We start from the raw sequence: 22,477 nt of genomic DNA on the forward strand, positions 1-22,477 counted from the left end.
GGCGCTTTGTGGAACTTGCCGGTGGTTCGCATGAGATCGGTGCCGACATGGATCGATTGAAGCTCTCGCTGAGGAGTGCGCTGCTGGTGGCGCCATTGGTGCTTTCAAGCGGGAGCGCGCTCGGCCGCGACGACGGCCGCTACGCGGATTCCCCTCTCAAGCCATGGTTCGACGGTCTGCGCAGCCATCTCGGTCCGTGCTGCTCGGATGCGGATGGTTTCGCCGTTGCCGATCCGGACTGGGAGTCGCACAACGGGCGTTACCGCGTACGCCTCGACGGGCAGTGGATTGATGTGCCGGATGAAGCCGTCATCACCGAGCCGAACCGGGCCGGCCGGACCATGGTGTGGCCGGTCAAGACCGCGTTCGGGATTTCGATCCGCTGCTTCATGCCGGGAAGCATGATCTGATCCCGGTCAGCGCGACCGCTTGGATGATTTGCGCTTCGACGATTTCTTGCTCGATGATTTTTTGGACGTCTTCTTGGACGTCTTCTTGGCACTCTTGCGCTTCGAAGCCTTCTTCGGGACCTTCTTGCCCTTCTTGCGTGCCTTCGACAATCCGATCGCGATCGCCTGCTTGCGGCTCTTGACGCGGCCACCGCGCCCGCCACGACCGCTCTTCGCGGTGCCCTTCTTGTAGCGCCGCATTTCGCTTTCGACATCACTGCCTGAACTGCGCGAGTAGCGGCGTTTCTTTGCCTTGCGTGCCATGCTTGTTCTCCCTCGGCGAGGAGAACCATTCGGCACAGCCATGGTTCCGGGAGCGCGGCCGGGGCGCAGCCTAGAAGGAATTTGCCAGCTCGATCTCCGCTTCCAGCGCCTGGATGCGCCGTGCGGCCTCGCTGAAGGACAGATCCCGCGCATACTGGCGGGGCTGATAGGCCTCTTCGCTCAGCCGCTTCAGCTTCAGGCCCTGCGCCCGCGTCATCTGCTCGCTCAGAAAAGATCTGGCGTCGTATTTACCTTGAACCTGCATCTGGCGTCTCCGTCTGAAATCGTGACTTGACTATATGTTCTTATTTTGTTCTAACAAGCCATGGACAACAGAATTAATGAAATTCGACGTAAAATCAGAGCCTTGAGGCTTGAGATGGCCGACGTCGAGGCTTCGGTGCGCGACCTCGTCGAGCGCGACCGCGACTGCACGGAAAGGGCCCTGGCGCAGATCGACCTGCGCCGGAGAATCAACCTCTTGATTGCCGAGTGGAAGGCGGCCGGCGGCAGCGACGTTCTGCCTGACGTCCGCGACCGGGTGCGGCTTCGTGCCGTGAAGACAGCGGGCCATCGCGCGCGCACAGCCGGGCGTCGCTGACGCAGGCGGCAAACCGCGCGTCGCGGCAGGAGTTCCCGGCAAAGCGTCTTCCGTGCGTCACGCACGCTTCAAGTTTGCTTGTCCTCGGCCAGGATGAACACGGCGCCGGTGAGCGTTGCGCCGATCGCGAAGGTCGTCACCAGGGTGAGGGCGAAGATCAATGTCGCCTCGCTTCCGCCATTGTTCAGCAGGTTGGCGACGGCCGGATTGGACAGGACGAGCGCGAGGCTGAAGGTGAGGCCGAGCGCCGTGCCCATCATCGCATGCGTCATCAGCTTGATAAGCCCGCTGGCGGAGATCAGCTCAGACGACTTCCTGGTGCGCATGGGACGGCATCCCGAACTGGCACGCCAACGCGCACGTGATTCCCTGGTTCCTTTCCGCTGAAGGAAATGTCATCGCCCGCTTCATCCGGCGTTCATGCCGGGCTTGCCAAGATGGGCGCCAGCAAAACGGGAACATCGATATGGGTAAGGTCGTCTTTCTTTACCGCTCGCTGGCCTATCGCAACGCAGCCGCGGACATGCTGCGCAAGGCGCGCAAGCTCCCGCGTGGCGCGGAGCGGAGCGCGGCTCGCCGCTACGCCAGGGCGCTGCGCGATCTCGCGCAAACGGAAGCCTGGCTCGAAGGCCGCGTTGCGCGCGAACCACGCACGGCTCGGCGCATGCCGAGCGCAGCGTCCGGTTAACCGGATGCGCGCTGCAATTCGGCAGAGCCGGCAGTGTCAAACTTGCCGGGCGCAGCCGCCGCGGTCTTGCGTGTCAACGGCACTTCCAGACGGCACAGCAGGCCCTCGGCGCGCCAATCGAACTGCGCCTGTCCGCCAAGCTGGGACTCGATGCTCGCAAGCAGGCTTCGCGTGCCGAAGCCGCGCGATTGCGGCGTCTTGACCAGGGGACCGCCGGATTCTTCCCAGCTCAGCGTGAGCAGCTCGTCGTCGACCTGCCAGTCGATCGCGAGCCGCCCCGCTCGGGTCGAGAGCGCGCCGTACTTGGCCGAGTTGGTGAAGAGCTCGTGCAGCGCAAGCGCCAGCGTCTGCGCCGTCGCGGGCAGCAACTGAACTTCGGGGCCGGCCAGTTTGATCTGCTCGCCGAGCGAATAGGGCGCAAGCTCCTCGTCGATCAGCCTGGAGAGCTCGGCGCCCTGCCAGCTCGACAGCGACAGGATGGTGTGCACGCGCGCCAGCGCGTTGATGCGCCCCTCGACGGCGTTGACATAGGCCTTGACCTCGTCGGCCCGGGTGAGGCGCACGATCGATTGCGCCAGCGCCAGCGCATTCTTGGCCCGATGATCGACTTCCCGCGCCAGCAAGTTCTGCCGCTCCTCGGCCCGCTTGCGCTCGGTGATGTCGACGGTCACGCCGCTGACGCGCACCACGCGCCCGTTCTCGTCCATGGTCGCAGCCGCCGTGCCGACGCACCAGCGCACCTCGCCGTCGGGCCGCACGATGCGGAACTCCGTCTCATAGGCGCGCGTGCCCTTGTTGAATTCGGCGATCGCCTTGCGCAACTGGTCGACGTCGTCGGGGTGCAACCTGGCCTGAACGTTGGCCGGATTGATCTCGAAATCCTCGGGACTGACGCCGAAGATGCGGTACTGGCCCTCGTCCCACATCCAATCGCCGCTGATCCAGTCCCAGTCCCAGGACCCCATCTTGCCGGCCGCGATCGCCATGCTGCGCCGCTGCTCGCTCTCGCGCAGCTTCGCGGTGGAGGCCTCCAGTTCCGCGGTGCGGGCGCGGACGCGATCCTCGAGCTCGTGGTTCAGGCGTTCGAGCTCGCGCGTCTTGCGGTAGAGCTCGGCAAACACCTTGATCTTGGCGCGCAGCACCTCCGGCACGACCGGCACCGGCACGTAATCGACCGCGCCCATCTCGTAGCCGCGCAGCCGGTCGATGTCGCTGACCTGGATCGCCGAGATGAAGATCATCGCGGTCTTCTGGAAGCGTGGATGCTCCCGGATCATTGCGGCGAGCTCGAAGCCGTCGAGCTCGGGCATGCAGACGTCGACCAGGATCACCGCGATCTCGGTCTTGAGCAGCACCTCCAGCGCCTCGCGGCCCGAGGAGGCGATCACGAGGTTCTCGCCGAGATCCTTCAGGATCACCTCATAGGCGAGCAGCTTGGCCGGCTGATCGTCGACGAGCAGGATGTTGACCTTTTCCTGGTCCATACGCGGGCCCAACTCAGCGATGCAGCCACATGCGGATCGCAAGCAGCAATTGGTCGGTGTTGACAGGCTTGGCGAGGTAATCGGACGCGCCGGCTTCGAGGCACTTCTCGCGGTCGCCCTTCATCGCCTTGGCGGTCAAGGCGATGATCGGCAGGCGGGCGAAGGCCGGGTTCTCGCGGATCACGCCGATGGTCTGGTAGCCATCCATCTGCGGCATCATGATGTCCATCAGCACGATCGCGATCTCCGGATTGGATTCGACCAGCGTCACCGCCTCGCTGCCGGTCGTCGCCGTCAGCACCTTCATGCCGCGTCGTTCCAGCACGCTCGAGAGCGCGAAGATGTTGCGGGCATCGTCATCGACGAGCAGGGCGGTCCTGCCGATCAGGTCCTCGTCGGAACTGTTCAGCTTCTCCAGCATGCGCTGCTTCTCGACCGGCAGCTCCGTGATCACGCGGTGCAGGAACAATGCGGTCTCGTCGAGCAGGCGCTCGGGCGATTCCACGCCCTTGACCACGATGCTGCGCGCCATGGTGTGAAGCTCGGCATCCTCCTCGGCGGAAAGCTCGCGGCCGGTGAACACCACGACGGGGATGTTCGACAGCGCCTCGTCGCTGCGGATCTGATCGAGCACCTCGAAGCCGCTCATGTCGGGCAGCCTGAGGTCGAGCACCACGCAATCGCAGGGCTGCTCGCGCAGCGTCGTGAGCGCGCCGGCCCCGGTATCCGTGGCCAGGATCTCGATGTCGTCGTGGTGCAGCAGCTCGCGGATCGAGAGCTGCTCGGCTTCGTTGTCCTCGACGATCAGGAGCCGCTTGCGCCTGGGACGCGCATATTCCTTGATCTGCGTCAGCGCGGCCGAGACGCCCTCGGTCGTCGTCGGCTTGTTGACGAAGGAGAACGCGCCGCGGGCCAGCGCATGCTGGCGGTCCTCGTCGAGCGTGATGATCTGAACCGGGATGTGGCGGGTGAGCGGATTGTGCTTGAGCTGGCTCAGCACGGTCCAGCCGAGCATGTCCGGCAGGAACACGTCGAGGGAGACCGCCGTCGGCTGGTACTGCTTGGCGAGCTCGAGGGCCTCGGCGCCGCGCGCCGCGACCAGGATCTTGAAGCCCTTGTCGCGGGCCAGATCGACAAGCACGCGGGCGTAATGCGGGTCGTCCTCGACGATCAGGAGAATGGTGTCGCCGGGTTCGAGATTGAGGCGGTCGTCGGGCAGCTGCTCGATGACGCGCTGCTGGTCAGGCGCGGCAGGCTGCAGCGCCGGCGGCTGGCCGAATTGCGGCGGCGCCGGCGCCCGCGGCGCGAGGGTCGGGCCGGAATATTTCAAGGGCAGATAGAGCGTGAAGGTCGAGCCCTTGCCCGGCGCGCTGCGCAGGTGGATCTCGCCGCCGAGCAGGCTGGCCAGCTCGCGGCTGATCGCAAGGCCGAGGCCGGTGCCGCCATATTTGCGACTGGTGCCGGCATCGGCCTGCTGGAACGCCTCGAAGATCAGCTTCTGCTTCTCCAGGGGAATGCCGATGCCGCTGTCGGACACTTCGAAGGCGATCACGGCCGGCGCCGAGTTCAGCACCGGATGATCCGTCCCCCAGCCGCCGACTGCGCCGGTGACCTTCAGGCGCACTTCGCCTTCGGCGGTGAACTTGAACGCGTTGGAGAGCAGGTTCTTCAGAACCTGTTGCAGCCGCTTGGAGTCGGTCACGATGCTGCGCGGCAGGTTCGGATCGACGTCGATCTTGAACGACAGGTTGCGGTTGTCCGCCTCGTGCCGGAACGGCCGGCCCACGGTCTCGAGCAGGTTCGCGGTCAGGATTTCCTCGGCATCGACCGTCACGGTGCCGGACTCGATCTTGGAGAGATCGAGAATGTCGCTGATGAGGTTCAAGAGGTCGGTGCCGGCGCCGTGGATGGTGCGGGCGAATTCGACCTGCTTGGCCGAGAGGTTGCCATCGGGGTTGTCGGTGAGCTGCTGCCCGAGGATCAGGATCGAGTTCAGCGGCGTGCGCAGCTCGTGGCTCATATTGGCGAGGAATTCGGACTTGTATTTCGACGTCAGCGCGAGCTCGGTCGCCTTCTCCTCGAGCGCACGGCGGGCCTGCTCGATCTCCTGGTTCTTGCGCTCGACCTCCACGTTGCGCTCGGCGAGCTGCTGCGCCTTCTGCTCGAGCTGGTCGTTGGTCTGCTGCAATTCGCGCTGCTGGGTCTGCAACTCGCCGGCGAGCTGCTGCGACTGCTTGAGCAGGCCTTCGGTCTGCATCGTGGCCTCGATCGAATTGAGCACGATGCCGATGGAGTCGGTGAGCTGCTCCAGGAACGTCATCTGCGAGGTCGTGAAGGAGATGAGCGAGGCGAGCTCGATCACGGCCTTGACCTGACCCTCGAACAGGACCGGGAGCACGACGAGGTTTTTCGGTGCGACGCGGAACAGCGCCGAGTTGATCGGCACCACGTCCGACGGAATGTCGGAGACGACGCGCGGCCGCTTGTCGAAGGCGCATTGGCCGATCAGGCCTTCGCCGAACTGCAGTACCGGTTGATAGGGGTAGGCGCCGTCGCTCGCGTAGGAGGCGAGCAGCAGGAGCTGCGGATCGTTCTCGTTCTCGACCTGGTAGATCACGCCGGTGTGGGCGTTCACCAGCGGCGACAACTCGGTGAGCAGCAGCCGGCCGACGGTGGTGAGGTCGCGCTGGCCCTGGAGCATGTTGGTGAACTTGGCGAGGTTGGTCTTCAGCCAGTCCTGCTCGGTGTTCACGTCCGTCGTGAGACGGAGATTCGTGATCATCGTGTTGATGTTGTCCTTCAGCTCCGCCACTTCGCCGCGGGCGTCGACCTGGATCGACCGCGTCAGGTCGCCCTTGGTCACCGCCGTCGCGACTTCCGCGATCGCGCGCACCTGCGAGGTCAGGTTGGCCGCGAGCAGGTTGACGTTGCCGGTGAGATCCTTCCAGGTGCCGGCAGCGCCGGGCACGTTGGCCTGGCCGCCGAGCCGGCCTTCGACGCCGACCTCGCGCGCCACCGAGGTCACCTGATCGGCGAAGGTCGCCAGCGTCTCGGTCATGTTGTTGATGGTGTCGGCGAGCGCCGCGACCTCGCCCTTCGATTTCACCGTGAGGTTCTGCTTCAGGTCGCCGTTGGCGACCGCGGTCACCACCTTGACGATGCCGCGCACCTGCTCGGTCAGGTTCGCCGCCATGAAGTTGACGGTGTCGGTGAGATCCTTCCACGTGCCGGCGACGCCGGGCACCTGCGCCTGGCCGCCGAGCTTTCCTTCCGTGCCGACCTCGCGCGCCACGCGCGTCACTTCGCCGGCGAAGGCGTTGAGCTGGTCCACCATGGTGTTGATGGTGTTCTTCAGCTCGAGGATTTCGCCCTTCACGTCGACGGTGATCTTGCGCGAGAGGTCGCCGCGCGCGACCGCCGTGGTGACTTCGGCGATGTTGCGGACCTGGGTGGTGAGGTTCGCAGCCAGGAGGTTGACGTTATCGGTGAGGTCCTTCCAGGTGCCGCCGACGCCGGGCACCACGGCCTGGCCGCCGAGCCGGCCCTCGGTGCCGACCTCGCGCGCCACGCGCGTGACTTCGGCGGCGAAGGAGCGGAGCTGCTCGACCATGGTGTTCAGCGTGTCCTTCAGGAGAAGGATCTCGCCGCGCACGTCCACCGTGATCTTCTTCGACAGGTCGCCGCCGGCGATGGCGGTCGCGACCTCGGCGATGTTGCGGACCTGCGCCGTCAGGTTGGAGGCCATGAAGTTGACGTTGTCGGTGAGGTCCTTCCAGGTGCCGGCGACGCCGGGCACCTCGGCCTGGCCGCCGAGCTTGCCTTCGGTGCCGACCTCGCGCGCCACGCGCGTGACTTCGCCGGCAAAGCCGTTGAGCTGGTCCACCATGGTGTTGATGGTGTTCTTGAGCTCGAGGATTTCGCCCTTCACGTCGACGGTGATCTTGCGCGAGAGGTCGCCGCGCGCGACCGCGGTCGTCACTTCGGCGATGTTGCGGACCTGGGCGGTGAGGTTGCCCGCCATCGAGTTGACGCTGTCGGTGAGATCCTTCCAGGTGCCGGCGACGCCGGGCACGTTGGCCTGGCCGCCGAGCCGGCCTTCGGTGCCGACCTCGCGCGCCACGCGCGTCACCTCGCCCGCGAAGCGGTTGAGCTGGTCGACCATCGTGTTCAGCGTGTCCTTGAGCTGAAGGATCTCGCCGCGCACGTCCACGGTGATCTTGCGCGACAGGTCGCCGCCGGCGATCGCGGTCGCGACCTCGGCGATGTTGCGGACCTGGGCGGTGAGATTGCCCGCCATCGAGTTGACGGAGTCGGTCAGGTCCTTCCAGGTGCCGGCGACGCCGGGCACGTCGGCCTGGCCGCCGAGCTTGCCGTCGGTGCCGACCTCGCGGGCGACGCGCGTGACTTCGCCGGCGAAAGCGTTGAGCTGGTCGACCATGGTGTTGAGCGTTTCCTTCAGCTGAAGGATTTCGCCCGAGACGTTCACCGTGATCTTCTTGGACAGGTCGCCCTTCGCCACCGCGGTTGCGACCTCGGCGATGTTGCGGACCTGGCCGGTGAGGTTGGAGGCCATCGAGTTGACGCTGTCGGTGAGGTCCTTCCACGTGCCGCCGACGCCGCGCACGACGGCCTGGCCGCCGAGCTTGCCTTCGGTGCCGACCTCGCGCGCCACGCGCGTCACTTCGCCGGCGAAGGCGTTGAGCTGGTCCACCATGGTGTTGATGGTGTCCTTCAGCTCGAGAATCTCGCCGCGCACGTCCACCGTGATCTTCTTCGACAGATCGCCGCCGGCGACCGCCGTCGTCACCTCCGCGATGTTGCGAACCTGCGCGGTCAGGTTCGACGCCATCGAGTTGACGCTCTCGGTGAGATCCTTCCAGGTGCCGGCGACGCCGAGCACGTTGGCCTGGCCGCCGAGCCGGCCTTCGGTGCCGACCTCGCGGGCGACGCGCGTCACCTCGCCGGCGAAGGCGTTGAGCTGGTCGACCATGGTGTTGAGCGTCTCCTTCAGCTGAAGGATCTCGCCCGAGACGTTCACCGTGATCTTCTTCGACAAATCGCCGCTCGCGATGGCGGTCGCGACGTCGGCGATGTTGCGGACCTGCGCGGTCAGGTTCGAGGCCATGAAGTTGACGTTGTCGGTGAGGTCCTTCCAGGTGCCGGCGACGCCCGGCACCTGGGCCTGACCGCCGAGCTTTCCTTCCGTGCCGACCTCGCGCGCCACGCGCGTCACTTCCGAAGCGAACGAGTTGAGCTGGTCCACCATGGTGTTGATGGTGTCCTTCAGCTCCAGGATTTCGCCGCGCACGTCCACGGTGATCTTGCGCGAGAGGTCGCCGCGCGCCACGGCGGTGGTGACGTTGGCGATGTTGCGCACCTGTGCGGTCAGGTTGCCGCACATCGCGTTGACCGAGTCGGTCAGGTCCTTCCAGGTGCCGGCGACGCCCGGCACGATGGCCTGGCCGCCGAGCTTGCCGTCGGTGCCGACCTCGCGCGCCACGCGCGTCACTTCGGAGGCGAAGGAGCGCAGCTGGTCCACCATCGTGTTGATGGCTTCCTTGAGCTGGAGAATCTCGCCGCGGACGTCGACCGTGATCTTCTTGGAGAGGTCGCCGTTGGCGACCGCGATCGTCACCTCGGCGATGTTGCGAACCTGGTTGGTCAGGTTGTTCGCCATCGAGTTGACGCTCTCGGTGAGGTCCTTCCAGACGCCGGTCACCTCCGGCACCTGGGCCTGGCCGCCGAGCTTGCCCTCGGTGCCGACCTCGCGCGCCACGCGCGTCACCTCGGACGTGAACACGCCGAGCTGCTTGATCATGGTGTTGACGATGGTCGCCGACTGCAAGAACTCGCCGCCGAGCGGACGGCCATCGACGTCGAGCTTGACCGTCTGCAGCAGGTCGCCTTGTGCGACGGCTGCGACGGCGCGCGTCACCTCGCGGGTAGGCCACAACAGGTCGTCGATCAGCGTGTTGACCGAACCTTCCATGTCGGCCCAGGAGCCCGAGGCGAGGCCGAACTTGACGCGCTGGCGGGTCTTGCCTTCGCGTCCCACCACCTGGCCGACCAGCTCGAGCTGCTGCGCCATGCGCTGGTTGGCGGCGATGATTTCGTTGAGAGTGTCGGCAATCTTGCCGTCGATGCCGAGATAGTCGCCGCTCATGCGCACCGAAAAGTCACCGCTGCGCATCGCCTGCAGGGCGAGCAGCAGTTCGCCCCGCGAATCCGGGTCGGACGTACCGTTAATTTTTGGTTTTGGGACGCGACGACCGGAGCGTGATGCACTTCCGGGATCGAGGTCGCTCATACTGATTCCCCCGCAGGCGTCGGCCGAATCCGCGGCAAGACGCATTGGTCGAAATAGAGCGTCAGCCAAATTCGAAATCAAGCGCCAAGGTACGGCGCCGCGAAATGGAACCCGCTTTGCTCAGCCCGACCGAGCTAACGACGATCCTCCCATTTGGTTCCACATCCCTAGGCAAGAAAAAATGTCGCGGGGTGGCAAAGACGACGACGGCGATGCAGGCCGCGGCAAGATGCCGGAGAGCGACCGCACCGTGCGGCCGCAGAGCCAGCAACGTGCGGAGGACAAGTAGAGGCTATTTGTCGGCCATGGTGCGCTCGGCGTCCCTGACCTGCGCGCGCAGCAACGGCAGCTGTTCGCGCGCGAACGCGGCAAGCGCCGCATTGTCGGGCGCCGCCAGATAGCTCTCGAGCAGGCTGATCAGCGATTCATACTCGGGAATCTGCGCGGCATAGAAGCTTCTGACGTAGGCCGGGCCGTCCGACATTTCAGGTTCGACAAGGCTCGCGGTTGGAGACGTGGGTGCTGGCTTGCCGAGGTGCAGTTCCGCCCCGATGGCCTCCTGGACCTCCTTCAGCCTCTTGTCGCGCTTGGCCGCTTCCTCGGCGCGCAGGGCGGCGAGATTCTTGACCTCCGCGTTGCCCTTGAGGTCGGTGTTCTCGAGCAGCCCCTGTTGAAACCGGCTGAAATTGTAGGCGCCGCTGATCACCTCGATCGCGGAGGGCGGCCGTGCGCCGGGCTTTCGTTCGCCACCGCTGTCTGCAAGCGCCGAGGTGCTGATCAATGCCAGGATGATTGCGGCCACAATTCGCATCGATCTTCAATGACGAACGGGGTGCGAAAGTTCCCCGACCATTACGATCCGGTAAGCGGGTTGCGACGCAAGAGTTCCGTCCCCACGTCTTTTGCATGAAACAGTCTGACATCTTCAGGGACAACGCCGACAATTGTCTGCAGCTTGCCGAACGCGCCGACGGACAGCCCTCCCATAAGCGCTATTCGCGCATGGCCGACGCCTGGACGGCGCTCGCCAACGAGCAGGATTGGCTCGATGGCGAGGTTTCGCCCGTTCCGGTTCATGCAGCCGCGGAGCGGAACCGGTGAGCTCGTCCTCACGAACCTGCATGTGAGACCGCTCACGGAACCCACGCAACCGATTTGGGATCATCCGGGGAACGTCGGTCGCGCGATTTTTCAGTTGCAGAAGGAGGTTTGGCGATGGCTCCACGTCTGGCTCTTCTTTCCCTCATTCTCGCCTTTGGCGTCTCCGTCGCATTCGCGACGGTGACGACGGTGCGGCAGGTGCATCTCGAGAGCGCATCTGCCGCCCATGCCACGCGCAGCTGACTGGAGCGGAACATTAGCCGCCGCAGTGCGTAAGCGCTCCGACACATCAGGAGAAGCGGGAGCGCATCATGGCCCATTCCGACCAAGGCATCGTCAAGGACAAGCGTGGGGAGGTGCAGCCGCGCGACAAGGAACGTGCGCAAGCCGTGCACAAGACGGACCCGAAAGGCTCGCCCTCGCGTGAAGCGACGCGCGATCCCAAGCTGAACGACAACAGCAAGACGCCAGGTTCCGGCGCCATGCCGGACGGCTCGAGCGACGCCACAGGCTAGCTCTCAGCAGGAAAGGAACGAATTGGCGCAGGACGAGTCGACGGATTGCTTCCGGTAGTCATGCCCCCGGTGCGCCGGAAGCAATCTCCAAGGACGGCCCTGGCACCCACCGTGCCGGGGTCGTTTGCTCGTGGGGGCTTCGTGCGTCAGCCGCCGCCGTTCTCCGGCTCCCCCTGAGTATGCCCGTCAGGCCCGCGGCCGAACACGCCGAAGCTGCTTGACTTCACCCCGGCAGCTGCATCGACGCCCACAGCGGCCAGTCCGCACTTGAGGAGTTCGCGGACTGCCGCCGCCCGCGTCGGCATGCGGTGCTTGAACCGGAAATCGTCGACGGCGGCCAGTTCTTCCGGCGAAAGCATGACCTGGAGGCGCTCGGCGCGAAGGTCGTTCATGGCGATCACTGAAATTGAGCATGTTGAGCAGCTTACTCAACGAACTAATCTGCCGCGAGTTCCATCACTGGTGGAAGAGTCGCCAAATGAGCAGGAATATCCAATAAAAACAATGAATTATATGAAACGCATCCTGCCATGAGGCATTGTTCCCGAAAGGGAGAGAGTCCATGACGGAGGAAGTCAGGTTACCTCGCAAGCTTTCCGAAGAACCCGCAGCGCCTGAGCCGGTGCGGCCAAGCCAGCAGAAGATCATCGATGAGGTCGAGCGCTGGGCCAACAGCCCGGGCCTCCAGCCGCCGCAATCGCAGCCCTCGACGGAAACGAAAGCGAGCTAGGGCTTCACGAGGCGAGAGCCTCCTGCCGACGGCGAATGGCCCGATCGGCGTGATTTGTGCGAGACGATGCGAAGCTTGCGCCTGAGCCACCAGGCCGCCACGGAAACGATGGCCCACACCGTCACCGCCGCGACGAAAGCGAATGCGACGCTTGCCCCGACGATGACATGGAAGGTGGCGGCGAACGCCGCGAGGCCGATGCTGCCGAGTGCGGCGCCGGCGGCATCGAGGGCCGCGGCCTGCTGTCCGCGCCGCCGCCCGCCCAGGCCGGCCTTTTCCTTGGTGCGACGCTCGTGGCTTTCGATCAGGGTCGCGCTGGCGCAGAAGACGGCCGGGAGAGCAAGAAAGAGCCCGCCGACCGCCACGCCGAACTTCGAGGCGATAACGCCGGCGAGCACGGTCGCACCGCCGCCGAGCACGAAGCGAATGGCGTACTCGTACCATCGCGTCTCTTTCAGCGCCGATGTCGATAGCTTCACCAGCATCAGGCCGCACCTCCGAGGCCGGCGAGCAGGCCGAAGGCGACCACGAGCCATGCGGCAAAGGCGAGGATCGTTGCCGGAAGCGCGCCGAAACGGAACCTCATCAGGAGGTGGCAGACGACGACGCTGTAGCAGGCGAGCGCGACGGCGCCATAGATCATCGTCCAGCTCTCGGCCGCGGCATATTGCGGGCCGTGCTGGACCAATGCGATGCCGAGGGTGGCCAGCGCCACCGACGGTGCTGCGCCGAGCAGCCCGGCAAAGCTCTTCGGCCGCAGCATGTCACCGAAGATCGCGAAGACGGATACGATCAGGCCGCCGGCGACGAAGCGCACGAGATATTCGCTCACGGCCGTCCCTCCGAGCTCTCGCGCCGCCGCTGCCGTGAGCTCGACAGCGTCAACGGCCTGACCAATCGCTCGACGACGATGCCGAGCGTGAAGCCTGCCACGACGTCGCTGGCCCAGTGCGCAAGCAGCGCGACGCGCGTCAGGGACAGCGCCACGGCGAGCGAGCGCGCCAAACTGCGCCGGGCCGGCGGCAACAGGCCTGCGGCCGAGGCAAGGGCGCCCATATGCACGGCGTGACCCGAAGGAAATGCATCGCGCGCCCGCCCCGAAACGGGAACACCGCGCCAGTGGCCGCTCACCGTCAGCCGGTCGGGCCTCGTCTGATGAAAGACGGATTTCAAGACGTGCGGCAACACGGCCGTCGCCAGCGACACGATCAGGACGTGATCGGCAACGGGACGCCGCTGCGGATGCCGAAGGCGGGTGTAGAGCCATCCGGCCGCCGCAAGTGCGACCAGGACATGCTCGTCGGCGCCCCAGGTCATGGCCTGGGCGGCGTGCTCGAGCCCCGAGTTGGTGTTGTGCGCGATCTCGCTGGCGATCGCCGTATCGATCCGGTTGGGTTTGACTGTTACTAAAGCCATCGGTCCGTCGGCGACATTTCCTCCATGACGGTTTTGTAAAGCCCGGAGACAAGGAAGGTTCCTGGGCGCAACCGGCGAGCGTCGAATCGCACAAAAGCGCGCGATGACGTTCTCATCGCGCGCCAGGAGGGACGCCGGTAGAGCCGGCGTCCTTCAGCAATACGCTACTTGTTGGATTGGCCGACGCTCGGCGCCCTGCCGAGGTTCTTGGCCATATCGAGGTGGTGCTTCAAGGCCGGGAGCGTCTTGCCGGCCCAATCCTTGAGCTCGGCATTGTCGCCGCCCTTGGCGTAACGCTCGAACAGCGACACGGCATCTTCGTGCGCGCTGACTTGATAGGAATTGTAGTCTGAGCTGAAATCCTTGCCGCTCGCATTCTTGAGCTTGTCGATCTTGCTCTGATGCGAGCTGTCGAGCGCCGTCGGCAGCGTGGCCTGCACCTTGCCATTGCCGACCAGTCCCTTGAGCTCGTTGCTCGTCTTGGTGTGATCGGTGATCATCTGCTGTGCGAAGGTCTTCTCCTCCGCGTTGCCCTTCTGCTGCGCGAGCTTGCTCGATTCGATCTCGAACATGTCGCTGATCGCGACCTGGGTCACGAAGTCGGCGGTCGCAGGCGCAACGCCGAGCACCGAATTCACGCCGGTCTTTTCGCCGAGCGACTGGGCGAGGGCGGGGCCTGCGAGAACCATGCAGGCAAGGGCGATGATTGTGCGTTTCATGTTCAAATCCTTCCTATAGATCGCGCGGCCGCTTGCCGGCGACGTGCGCCGACCAACACGCCGCCGGGGCCGAGGTTCCTAACGGCTAATCCGCGGGATTGCGTCCGGTGCGCGGATTGATCGGATCTGTCGGCGCGCGTCGAAGCCGCTCGGGCAGGAACGGTTCGGCCGGCGTCGCGGTTGCGTCGGCCCGTACGTCGGCATGGTGCTGCGCCTGCTCGTGGGTCGTGCGGTTGTCGTTGATCCGGCGCTTGACGTCGAGACCGTCGACCGGATCGTTGACGCCGTGCCGGGTGTCGCGGAAGTCACTCATGGCTCGCCTCATTGCTTGCCTTCATTGCTTTCCTGGCAGGATCGACTCCAGCACCTGTCGCGCTGCGCCCTTGATCATCCCGCTTTCGTTCGGGTCGCCCTTCATCAGGGCAAGCGAAAAGTTCTTCGCCTGCTGCAAGGTGATGTGCGGCGGCAGCGGCGGCACCTCGGGATCTGTCTTCACTTCCAGCACGACCGGCATCTCGCTTGCCAGCGCCTGCTCCCAGGCCGAGCCGAGCAACTGTGGGCTGTCGACGAAGATGCCGCGCAGGCCGATCAGCTCGGCGAAGCGCGAATAGGAGACATCGGGAATGCGCTGCGAGGCCTCGAATTTGGGATCGCCGTTGATGATGCGTTGCTCCCACGTCACCTGGTTGAGGTCCTCGTTGTTGAAGACGCAGACGATGAAACGCGGGTCCTTCCAGTCGCGCCAGTACTTCGCAGCGGTGATCAGCTCGGCCATGTTGTTCATCTGCATGGCGCCATCGCCGACGAGTGCGATCACCGGGCGGTCCGGATGGGCGTATTTGGCCGCGAGCGCGTAAGGCACCGCGGCGCCCATCGATGCGAGCCCGCCGGAGAGCGAGGCCGTCATGCCGCGGCGCATCTTGAGGTCCCGCGCGAACCAATTGGCGCAGGAGCCCGAGTCGCTGGTGATGATGGCGCGGTCGGGCAGGCGCGGCGACAATTCCCAGGCGACGAGCTGCGGGTTGACCGGCGCGGCGGGCTGATGCGCGCGGCCATCCAATGTCTCCCACCATGTCGCGACGTCCTCCTGGATGCGCTGGCGCCAGGCGCCGTCGCTCTTGGGTTTCAGCCGCGGCAACAAGGCCCGCAGCGTCTCGGCGGCATCGCCGACGAGGCCGACCTCCATGGGGAAGCGGATCGACATCATGCCGGCGTCGATGTCGATCTGCACGCCGCGCGCACTGCCTTCCTTCGGCAGGAATTCGGCATAGGGAAAGGCCGAGCCCACCATCAGTAGCGTGTCGCATTCCATCATCATGTTGTAGCTGGGCTCGGTGCCGAGCAGGCCGATCGAGCCGGTGACCCATGGCAGGTCGTCGGGCAGCGCCGCCTTGCCGAGCAATGCCTTGGCGCAGCCGGCCGACAGCCGGTCGGCGACTGCGATGACCTCGTCGGTGGCGCCAAGCGCGCCGGCGCCGACGAGCATCGCGACCTTCTTGCCGGCGTTGAGGACATCGGCCGCGCGGTCGAGATCGGCATCACGCGGGATGACTTTGGGCGCGCTGTAGCCGATGCCGGAGTGCAGCGTGCCGTGCGCGCGGGGCGGGTCCTCGTAAGGCTCCTCCTGCAAGTCGTTGGGCAAGATGATGACGGTCGGAGTCCGCCGCGCCAATGCGATCCGCACCGACCGATCAATCAGGTGCCGCACTTGCGCAGGCGAGGAGGCCTGCATGACATAGGCGCCCGCGACGTCCTTGAACATCGAGAGCAGGTCGAGTTCCTGCTGATAGTGACCGCCGAGGGCGTTGCGCGCCTGCTGGCCGACGATCGCCAGCACCGGCTGGTGATCGAGCAGCGCGTCGTACAGACCGGTGACGAGATGCGAGGCGCCGGGGCCGGAGGTCGCAATGCAGACGCCGAGCTCGCCCGAGAACTTTGCGTAGGCCGTTGCCATGAATGCCGCCATCTCCTCGTGCCGCGCCTGGACGAAGCCGATCTTGCCGTCAGCCCGGTTCATCGCACCGAACACGCCGTTGATGCCGTCACCGGGATAGCCGAAGATGTGGCGCACGCCCCATTGGTGCAGGCGCTGAATGATGAAATCGGAGACGGTCTGGGACATCGCGGGCGGCTCTCTCTGTGTTGCGGCCTCGGGTGCCTCAGAGAACCGGCTCGTTGTGGTGATGTTCCCAAGCATTTGCCGGGACACGCGCCGGAACGATCACTCACCCCTTTCGGTTGATTCACGAATGGCTGAGTGGAGAATGACGATGCTGAATCAGGGTGAACTGGACCGCAACGAGATGGGCCGGCTGATCGGAAGCGACAAGGTCGAGGGAACCGCGGTCTACGGCGCCGATCGCAACAAGATCGGTTCGATCGAACGGGTCATGATCGACAAGATCAGCGGCAAGGTCTCTTATGCGGTGCTCGGTTTCGGCGGCTTCCTCGGCCTCGGCAATGATCACTATCCATTGCCCTGGCAGTCGCTGAAGTACGACACCGAGCTCGGCGGTTATGTGACTGCGATTACCGCCAAGGATCTGGAAGGCGCGCCGAAATACGGTGAGAAGACCGACTGGAACTGGAGCGACGACGCCGTGCGCGGCATCAACTCCTATTACGGCGTCCCTTTCGCGTGAGGGCGCGGGGGGCTTTGAAGACGGATGGTTGCCACATTGTCATTGCGAGCGTAGCGAAGCAATCCAGACTGTCTCTGCGGAAAGATTCTGGATTGCTTCGTCGCAAGGGCTCCTCGCAATGACGGTGGAGCGAGGGACGCGCCGCCTCGCTCACCCCACCGCTTCCCGCCGCCCCGGGCCCGCATGCACATGCACCTGCTTGGCATGCAGCACCTCGCCGCATTCCGAGCACACCATCACGGGGTCGAACAGCTTGCCGCAGCTCTTGTGCTCGTGCAGCAGTGGGCGGCCGCGCTCGTCGCCCATATGGGTGTCGCCCCAATGCACCATCGCCATGATGATCGGATAGAGGTCGAGCCCCTTCTGGGTGAGGATGTACTCGTAGCGCTTCGGCGCCTCGGAATAGGGCACGCGGCGCAGGATGCCGAAGCGGACCAGCTTCTTCAACCGCTCCGAGAGCAGATGGCGCGTGATCTGGAGCGCGGACTGAAACGCCTCGAACCGTCGGACCCGCAGAAAACACTCGCGCAGGATCAGCAGCGTCCAGCGGTCGCCTATCACGGCGACGGTGCGGGCGAGCGAGCAGGGCTCTTCCTCCAGCGTGTCCCATTTCATGATGCGGTTCCTGCAAGTCGTCAGTCTGAAAAAGGAACTAAGTTGATCGGAAAGCGAGATTTTTGCCAAACTCTAGCATTCGGCTGCTCAGTTTGACAGTTCTATTTTTGAACTATAGCCTCCTGCCCATGAAAGCGCCGCTCGCTCGTAATGCGGCTCACCGGAGGAGGCGATCTTGTCCAAGCGAAACGCCACTGCGGCCGTCATCGGGGCCGGCGATTTCATCGGCTCCGAGATCGCCAAGAAGTTTGCCGCCGAAGGGTTCTCGATTTTCGCCGGTCGCCGCAATGGCGACAAGCTGGCGCCGTTGGTGCAAGACATCGAAGCCGCCGGTGGCGAGATCCACGCCCGCTCGCTCGACGCGCGGAAGGAAGACGAAGTCATCGCCTTCCTCAACGACGCCGACAAGCATGCTCCGCTCGAAGTCTGCATCTTCAACGTCGGCGCCAACGTCAATTTCCCGATCCTCGACACCACCGAGCGCGTGTTCCGGAAAGTGTGGGAGATGGCCTGCTATTCCGGCTTCCTCGCTGGCCGCGAGGCGGCGCGGCTGATGCTGCCGCGCGGCAGCGGCAACATCTTCTTCACCGGTGCGACCGCGTCCTTGCGCGGCGGCAGCGGCTTTGCCGCCTTTGCGAGCGCCAAGTTCGGACTTCGTGCAGTGGCGCAGGCGATGGCGCGCGAGCTCGGGCCGAAGAACATCCACGTCGCCCATCTCATCATCGATTCCGGCGTCGACACCGAATGGGTGCGCCAGCGCCGGCTCGAGGCGCTCGGGCCGAATGCGCTTGATAATCCCGACCTGCTGATGCCACCGTCCTCGGTCGCCGACGCCTATTGGCAGCTTTACCAGCAGCCGAAGAGCGCCTGGACTTTCGAGATGGAGATCCGCCCGTTCGGCGAGAAATGGTGACCTGAACGCATAAGTCCGGCTAGACTGATCTGAACAGCAAGCAAATTCCGGGAGGATTTTCAGTGAAGACCGCGATCACCGAACTGTTCGGCATCGAGCACCCGATCATCCAGGGCGGCATGCATTTCGTCGGCTTCGCCGAGCTGGCGGCGGCCGTCTCCAATGCCGGTGGGCTCGGCATCATCACCGGTCTCACGCAGAAGACGCCGGAATTGCTCGCCAAGGAGATCGCGCGCTGCCGCGACATGACCGACAAGCCGTTCGGCGTGAACCTCACCTTCCTGCCGACCTTCGCCGCGCCGCCCTATCCGGAGTACATCGGGGCCATCGTCGAGGGCGGCATCAAGGCGGTGGAGACCGCAGGCCGCAGCCCGGAAGCCTACATGCCGGCGCTGAAGGCCGCCGGCATCAAGGTCATCCACAAATGCACCTCGGTGCGCCACTCGCTGAAGGCCGAGCGCATCGGCTGCGATGCCGTCAGCGTCGACGGCTTCGAGTGTGGCGGCCATCCCGGCGAGGACGACATCCCCAACATGATTCTGCTGCCGCGTGCGGCGGAGGAGTTGAAGATCCCGTTCGTCGCCTCCGGCGGCATGGCCGACGGTCGCAGCCTGGTCGCGGCGCTCTCGCTGGGCGCGGCGGGCATGAACATGGGCACGCGCTTCATCGCCACCAAGGAAGCGCCGGTGCACCAGAACGTCAAGGACGCGCTGGTCGCGGCCACCGAGCTCGACACCCGCCTGATCATGCGGGCGTTGCGCAATACCGAGCGCGTCCTGAAGAACGCCAATGTCGACCGCCTGCTCGAGATCGAGCGCGAGAAGGGCGCCAAGCTCACCATCGACGACATTCACGACCAGGTCGCGGGCGTCTATCCCAAGATCATGCTGGACGGCCAGATGGACGCCGGCGCCTGGAGCTGCGGCATGGTCGCAGGCCTGATCCACGACATCCCGTCTTGCAAGGAGCTGATCGATCGCATCATGGACGAAGCGGAAACCATCATCCGCAGCCGCCTGCTGGGGTTCCTGGACGGGACGGGGGCGACGCGAAAGGTCGCCTGACACCCGTCAAACTTCTTAACCACGGCGGCATTTGACCGCTGGAATTGCGCGCGGCGCCTCCTAGATAAGGGTAAATTGCCCCTTTCATAAATCGATTTCAGGAGGCATCCGTGGTCCTGAAAAGTGTTCACTTCGCAATTGCCTTTGCCCTCGTGGTCGCAGGGGCCGGTGTCGCGCGCGCCGACGACTACAAGCCAGGCGAATATCTCAGCCTCGATCTCTCCAAGGCCGTGCTGTCGCCGAAACGTCTCGGGCCGGAGACGCACTTCGCGCCGGTCGCGCTCGAAGCGCGTGGCGGCAACGAGGCGCAGGCGCGCGCCGAGCCCGTCGACGTGCCGAAGAAGGTCGCCGCCGAACGCGTTCGTGTGGCCGAGCCGAAGGCCGCGCATGCGGCGAGCACACCGCCGCGCGGCGCGGCCCGCGCCAAGCTTGCCCACCGCCGCGGCAATCCGCTCGATGCGCAGGCGATGGACACCCGTATCCAGACCTGGCCATGCCGCTCCGGCGGCATCTGCAACTGGAAGCGGTAGGCGCGGCGTTGCGGGCGCTTCACCTCGCCCCGCTTGGGGGGAGAGGTCGGATTGCATCGAAGATGCAATCCGGGTGAGGGGGAGCCTCCACGAGTCCAACTGTCACCGCCCCCCGCGGAGAGTCCCCTCACCCCGATCCTCTCAGCGCGAGCGAAGCTCGTCGCGCCCCCGTAAGAACGGGGCGAGGGAGCAGACCGCGCCCCGCGGTTGCATCATGCGTCATCCCCCCGTCGCAAAACCGTAGGCGCGGAGTCAAGAAACCGTAAGCTGGGAGTCAAGGAGCGCAGGCACCTTCCGTCGCGATTCGACGAAGGTCTCCTGAATGGCAACGCTCCGCGCCTCGCGCGCATGGACCCGGCGGCAGTTCCTGGTCCGCTCCGCCTCCGCTCTCGCCATCGCCTCGTTCGCGAAGCATCGCCTGAGCCGCGCCGCCGATCGGCCGCAGATCGCAGGCGGCATCCAGTCCGGCGATGTCTCCGGCGGCTCCGCGGTGATCTGGGCGCGCGCCGACCGGCCCGCGCGGATGCAGGTGGAATGCTCGACCGTCGAGAGTTTCAAGACCATCATCGCGTCGGCTTCCGGCGATGCGCTGCCCGACGCCGATCTCACGTCGAAGCTTCTGCTGGACGACCTGCCGCCCGGGCAGGACATCTTCTATCGCGTGCGCTTCGACGACATCGCCACCGGCATCGCTGGCGAAAGCCGCGTCGGCCATTTCCGCACCGCGCCGGCAGCGCGCCAGTCGATCTCGTTCCTGTGGTCCGGCGACACCGCGGGGCAGGGCTGGGGCATCGACGTCTCCCGCGGCGGCTATCGCAGCTATCGCACCATGCGCGACAACAACCCGGATTTCTTCATCCATTGCGGCGATCACATCTACGCGGACTGCACGATTCCCTCCGAACAGAAGCTGCCCAACGGCGAAACCTGGCGCAACCTCGTCACTGAAGAGAAATCCGAGGTCGCGCACACCCTGGCCCAGTTCCGCGGCAACTACAAATACAACCACCTCGACGGACACTTTCGCGCCTTTCATGCGGAGGTGCCGATGTTGGCGCAATGGGACGATCACGAAGTGACCAACGACTGGTCGCCGATCGGGACCTGTGACGAGTCCGGACACGAGGACGACGGCACCCCGCGCCTGGTCGCGCGCGCCCGTCGAGCCTTCTTCGACTTCATGCCGATCCGCGACATCGGCGCGCGGCACGGTCGCGTCTATCGCAAGATCGCCTACGGTCCGCTGCTCGATGTCTTCATGATCGACATGCGCAGCTACCGCGACGAGAACTGGAACAAGGGCGATGATCACAGAGGCTGGATCCTGGGCGCCGAGCAGCTCGCCTGGCTGAAGCGCGAGCTCGCCGCCTCGCGCGCGACCTGGAAGGTGATCGCGGCCGATTTGCCGATCGGCCTGATCAGCCTGGACGCCGTCGCGCTCGGCGACGGGCCGCCCGACCGGCGCGAGCACGAGATCGCCGATCTGCTCTTGTCCATCAAGCGTGCCGGCATCCGCAACATCGTCTGGCTCACCGCCGACATGCACTACACTGCTGCGCATTATTACGATCCGAACAAGGCACAATTTCAGGACTTCGAGCCGTTCTGGGAGTTCGTCTCCGGCCCGCTGCATGCCGGCAGCTGGAGCCCGGGCGAGCTCGACGACACTTTCGGCCCGGTCGCGATGTACCAGCATGGCTGCAGCGCCGCGCAAGGCGACAATCTGGCGCCCTGCTTCGGCTTGCAGTTCTTCGGGCGGGTCGACATCGACGGCGCGAGCGGCGTGATGACGGTGACGTTGAAGGACGTCGACAATCGCGACCTCTGGTCGGTCGACATCGTGCCGCAGGTGCAGGCGCATCCCGCGGTGGTGGCGCAGCATTGGTGAGAGTCAGGTCGTTCTCTCGGCATCGTCATGGCCGGGCCTGACCTGGCCTGACCCTGCGCCGAAGCGGCTTCGGCCGCGCAGGCGGGACAAGCCCGGGCATGACGACGAGAGGCTGCTAACCCGATCTTGACTGGCGCGCCGTGCTGCTCCCGCGCCAGGGTCAGGCTATCGCATATGACTTGTGTCCGCGGCCTGCGCGCAAGCCTCGTCCTTCGAGACGGCGCTAACGCGCCTCCTCAGGATGAGGCTCATCAGCATCAGTGCTCGGTGAAACTGCTGCCGCGCACTCGGTCCTCATCCCGAGGAGCCCGCCTCAAGCGGGCGTCTCGAAGGATGGCCGCAGGGAAGAACTCCCCAAATGCGATAGCCCTGCGCTGAGGTGAGGGGTCCCGCCACTTCTTTTCCATCACAGAAAAGCCGGCTCACGCGGCATCGCCGCGCGACGATGCCGACCGCAAAAAGATCGCCGCGCTGGCCAAGGGCAGACGCGTCAATCCAGCCTTCGCGCCAGCTCCAGCAATCAAGCAATTGAAATGGCCCCGCGAGGGGCC

General features: G+C 65.2%; 27 protein-coding genes. 13 read left to right on the plus strand and 14 right to left on the minus strand.

What is annotated here, in order from left to right; translation table 11 throughout:
- Positions 1–47 precede the first annotated feature (47 nt).
- Positions 48–410 carry a hypothetical protein gene (locus BDOA9_RS14140; RefSeq protein WP_025034595.1) on the plus strand — a complete coding sequence of 121 codons (363 nt, stop codon included), beginning with the start codon at positions 48–50 and terminating at the stop codon, positions 408–410.
- 6 nt (positions 411–416) lie between these two features.
- On the opposite strand, the gene BDOA9_RS14145 is transcribed toward BDOA9_RS14140, so the two are convergent.
- Both BDOA9_RS14145 and BDOA9_RS14150 read right to left on the minus strand, forming a co-directional pair.
- Complete coding sequence (locus BDOA9_RS14145) at positions 417–713, minus strand: DUF6496 domain-containing protein (RefSeq protein WP_025034596.1); 297 nt, start codon at positions 711–713, stop codon at positions 417–419.
- Between the two features lie 70 nt (positions 714–783).
- Positions 784–978 (minus strand): DUF3072 domain-containing protein, encoded by a 195-nt coding sequence (locus BDOA9_RS14150; protein WP_025034597.1) that lies wholly within the window; start codon positions 976–978, stop codon positions 784–786.
- Positions 979–1,092: 114 nt separating this feature from the next.
- On the opposite strand from BDOA9_RS14150, the gene BDOA9_RS14155 reads away from it, so the two are divergent.
- Positions 1,093–1,314 (plus strand): hypothetical protein, encoded by a 222-nt coding sequence (locus BDOA9_RS14155; RefSeq protein ID WP_025034598.1) that lies wholly within the window; start codon positions 1,093–1,095, stop codon positions 1,312–1,314.
- Between the two features lie 68 nt (positions 1,315–1,382).
- Here the strand turns inward: BDOA9_RS14155 and BDOA9_RS14160 are convergent, their stop codons facing one another.
- Positions 1,383–1,640: a hypothetical protein gene (locus BDOA9_RS14160; RefSeq protein WP_025034599.1), complete on the minus strand. Its 258-nt coding sequence runs from the start codon at positions 1,638–1,640 to the stop codon at positions 1,383–1,385.
- A 140-nt stretch (positions 1,641–1,780) separates the two neighbouring features.
- Between BDOA9_RS14160 and BDOA9_RS14165 the strand changes: the two genes are divergently transcribed.
- Positions 1,781–2,002, plus strand: coding sequence for a hypothetical protein (locus BDOA9_RS14165; RefSeq protein WP_025034600.1), 222 nt, complete (start codon positions 1,781–1,783; stop codon positions 2,000–2,002).
- On the opposite strand, the gene BDOA9_RS14170 is transcribed toward BDOA9_RS14165, so the two are convergent.
- The 3 genes from BDOA9_RS14170 to BDOA9_RS14180 form a co-directional block, all read right to left on the minus strand.
- A complete protein-coding gene (locus BDOA9_RS14170; RefSeq protein WP_025034601.1) occupies positions 1,999–3,486 on the minus strand; it encodes an HWE histidine kinase domain-containing protein in 1,488 nt (495 codons plus the stop codon). The genes BDOA9_RS14165 and BDOA9_RS14170 overlap by 4 nt on opposite strands.
- Before the next feature lie 13 nt (positions 3,487–3,499).
- Positions 3,500–9,793, minus strand: a complete 6,294-nt coding sequence (locus BDOA9_RS14175; RefSeq protein WP_025034602.1) for a HAMP domain-containing protein — start codon at positions 9,791–9,793, stop codon at positions 3,500–3,502.
- 292 nt (positions 9,794–10,085) lie between these two features.
- The gene (locus BDOA9_RS14180) at positions 10,086–10,604 is read right to left on the minus strand and encodes a DUF4142 domain-containing protein (protein ID WP_025034603.1); all 519 of its coding nucleotides are present in this window, start codon (positions 10,602–10,604) and stop codon (positions 10,086–10,088) included.
- Between the two features lie 95 nt (positions 10,605–10,699).
- Between BDOA9_RS14180 and BDOA9_RS14185 the strand changes: the two genes are divergently transcribed.
- The 3 genes from BDOA9_RS14185 to BDOA9_RS14190 all read left to right on the plus strand — a co-directional run bounded on the left by BDOA9_RS14185 (position 10,700) and on the right by BDOA9_RS14190 (position 11,409).
- Positions 10,700–10,894, plus strand: a complete 195-nt coding sequence (locus BDOA9_RS14185) for a hypothetical protein (RefSeq protein ID WP_025034604.1) — start codon at positions 10,700–10,702, stop codon at positions 10,892–10,894.
- Between the two features lie 114 nt (positions 10,895–11,008).
- Positions 11,009–11,137: a hypothetical protein gene (locus tag BDOA9_RS39885; RefSeq protein WP_256375393.1), complete on the plus strand. Its 129-nt coding sequence runs from the start codon at positions 11,009–11,011 to the stop codon at positions 11,135–11,137.
- Positions 11,138–11,205: 68 nt separating this feature from the next.
- Complete coding sequence (locus BDOA9_RS14190) at positions 11,206–11,409, plus strand: hypothetical protein (RefSeq protein WP_025034605.1); 204 nt, start codon at positions 11,206–11,208, stop codon at positions 11,407–11,409.
- 146 nt (positions 11,410–11,555) lie between these two features.
- On the opposite strand, the gene BDOA9_RS14195 is transcribed toward BDOA9_RS14190, so the two are convergent.
- On the minus strand, positions 11,556–11,801 hold the full coding sequence (locus BDOA9_RS14195; RefSeq protein WP_025034606.1) for a hypothetical protein: 246 nt from the start codon (positions 11,799–11,801) through the stop codon (positions 11,556–11,558).
- Between BDOA9_RS14195 and BDOA9_RS38825 the strand changes: the two genes are divergently transcribed.
- Both BDOA9_RS38825 and BDOA9_RS38830 read left to right on the plus strand, forming a co-directional pair.
- Positions 11,800–11,943 carry a hypothetical protein gene (locus BDOA9_RS38825; protein WP_192859569.1) on the plus strand — a complete coding sequence of 48 codons (144 nt, stop codon included), beginning with the start codon at positions 11,800–11,802 and terminating at the stop codon, positions 11,941–11,943. The genes BDOA9_RS14195 and BDOA9_RS38825 overlap by 2 nt on opposite strands.
- A 28-nt stretch (positions 11,944–11,971) precedes the next feature.
- The gene (locus BDOA9_RS38830; RefSeq protein ID WP_192859570.1) at positions 11,972–12,139 is read left to right on the plus strand and encodes a hypothetical protein; all 168 of its coding nucleotides are present in this window, start codon (positions 11,972–11,974) and stop codon (positions 12,137–12,139) included.
- Here BDOA9_RS38830 and BDOA9_RS14200 read toward each other — a convergent pair.
- The 6 genes from BDOA9_RS14200 to BDOA9_RS14225 form a co-directional block, all read right to left on the minus strand.
- A complete protein-coding gene (locus tag BDOA9_RS14200; RefSeq protein WP_025034607.1) occupies positions 12,136–12,624 on the minus strand; it encodes a DUF3147 family protein in 489 nt (162 codons plus the stop codon). The genes BDOA9_RS38830 and BDOA9_RS14200 overlap by 4 nt on opposite strands.
- Complete coding sequence (locus BDOA9_RS14205) at positions 12,624–12,971, minus strand: DUF3147 family protein (RefSeq protein ID WP_025034608.1); 348 nt, start codon at positions 12,969–12,971, stop codon at positions 12,624–12,626. The genes BDOA9_RS14200 and BDOA9_RS14205 overlap by 1 nt, the downstream gene beginning before the upstream one ends.
- On the minus strand, positions 12,968–13,555 hold the full coding sequence (locus BDOA9_RS14210; protein WP_025034609.1) for a phosphatase PAP2 family protein: 588 nt from the start codon (positions 13,553–13,555) through the stop codon (positions 12,968–12,970). Before BDOA9_RS14210 ends, BDOA9_RS14205 begins: the two co-directional genes overlap by 4 nt.
- 164 nt (positions 13,556–13,719) lie before the next feature.
- Positions 13,720–14,274, minus strand: a complete 555-nt coding sequence (locus BDOA9_RS14215) for a DUF4142 domain-containing protein (protein WP_025034610.1) — start codon at positions 14,272–14,274, stop codon at positions 13,720–13,722.
- 85 nt (positions 14,275–14,359) lie between these two features.
- The gene (locus BDOA9_RS14220; RefSeq protein WP_025034611.1) at positions 14,360–14,587 is read right to left on the minus strand and encodes a hypothetical protein; all 228 of its coding nucleotides are present in this window, start codon (positions 14,585–14,587) and stop codon (positions 14,360–14,362) included.
- Between the two features lie 21 nt (positions 14,588–14,608).
- On the minus strand, positions 14,609–16,396 hold the full coding sequence (locus BDOA9_RS14225; RefSeq protein WP_025034612.1) for a thiamine pyrophosphate-requiring protein: 1,788 nt from the start codon (positions 16,394–16,396) through the stop codon (positions 14,609–14,611).
- Positions 16,397–16,544: 148 nt separating this feature from the next.
- Between BDOA9_RS14225 and BDOA9_RS14230 the strand changes: the two genes are divergently transcribed.
- Positions 16,545–16,916: a PRC-barrel domain-containing protein gene (locus tag BDOA9_RS14230; protein WP_025034613.1), complete on the plus strand. Its 372-nt coding sequence runs from the start codon at positions 16,545–16,547 to the stop codon at positions 16,914–16,916.
- A gap of 150 nt (positions 16,917–17,066) precedes the next feature.
- Here the strand turns inward: BDOA9_RS14230 and BDOA9_RS14235 are convergent, their stop codons facing one another.
- Positions 17,067–17,531 carry a winged helix-turn-helix transcriptional regulator gene (locus BDOA9_RS14235; protein ID WP_025034614.1) on the minus strand — a complete coding sequence of 155 codons (465 nt, stop codon included), beginning with the start codon at positions 17,529–17,531 and terminating at the stop codon, positions 17,067–17,069.
- A 175-nt stretch (positions 17,532–17,706) separates the two neighbouring features.
- On the opposite strand from BDOA9_RS14235, the gene BDOA9_RS14240 reads away from it, so the two are divergent.
- The 4 genes from BDOA9_RS14240 (at position 17,707) to BDOA9_RS14255 (ending at position 21,926) form a co-directional block, all read left to right on the plus strand.
- Entirely contained in the window at positions 17,707–18,444 is a 738-nt protein-coding gene (locus BDOA9_RS14240; RefSeq protein ID WP_025034615.1) for an SDR family oxidoreductase, read from the plus strand.
- 62 nt (positions 18,445–18,506) lie between these two features.
- Positions 18,507–19,508, plus strand: a complete 1,002-nt coding sequence (locus BDOA9_RS14245; protein WP_025034616.1) for an NAD(P)H-dependent flavin oxidoreductase — start codon at positions 18,507–18,509, stop codon at positions 19,506–19,508.
- A 110-nt stretch (positions 19,509–19,618) separates the two neighbouring features.
- Positions 19,619–20,038, plus strand: a complete 420-nt coding sequence (locus tag BDOA9_RS14250; protein ID WP_025034617.1) for a hypothetical protein — start codon at positions 19,619–19,621, stop codon at positions 20,036–20,038.
- Between the two features lie 322 nt (positions 20,039–20,360).
- Positions 20,361–21,926: an alkaline phosphatase D family protein gene (locus BDOA9_RS14255; protein WP_025034618.1), complete on the plus strand. Its 1,566-nt coding sequence runs from the start codon at positions 20,361–20,363 to the stop codon at positions 21,924–21,926.
- Positions 21,927–22,477 lie beyond the last annotated feature (551 nt).

Origin of the sequence: Bradyrhizobium sp. DOA9 (assembly GCF_000617845.2) — a bacterium.
Lineage (GTDB): Bacteria > Pseudomonadota > Alphaproteobacteria > Rhizobiales > Xanthobacteraceae > Bradyrhizobium.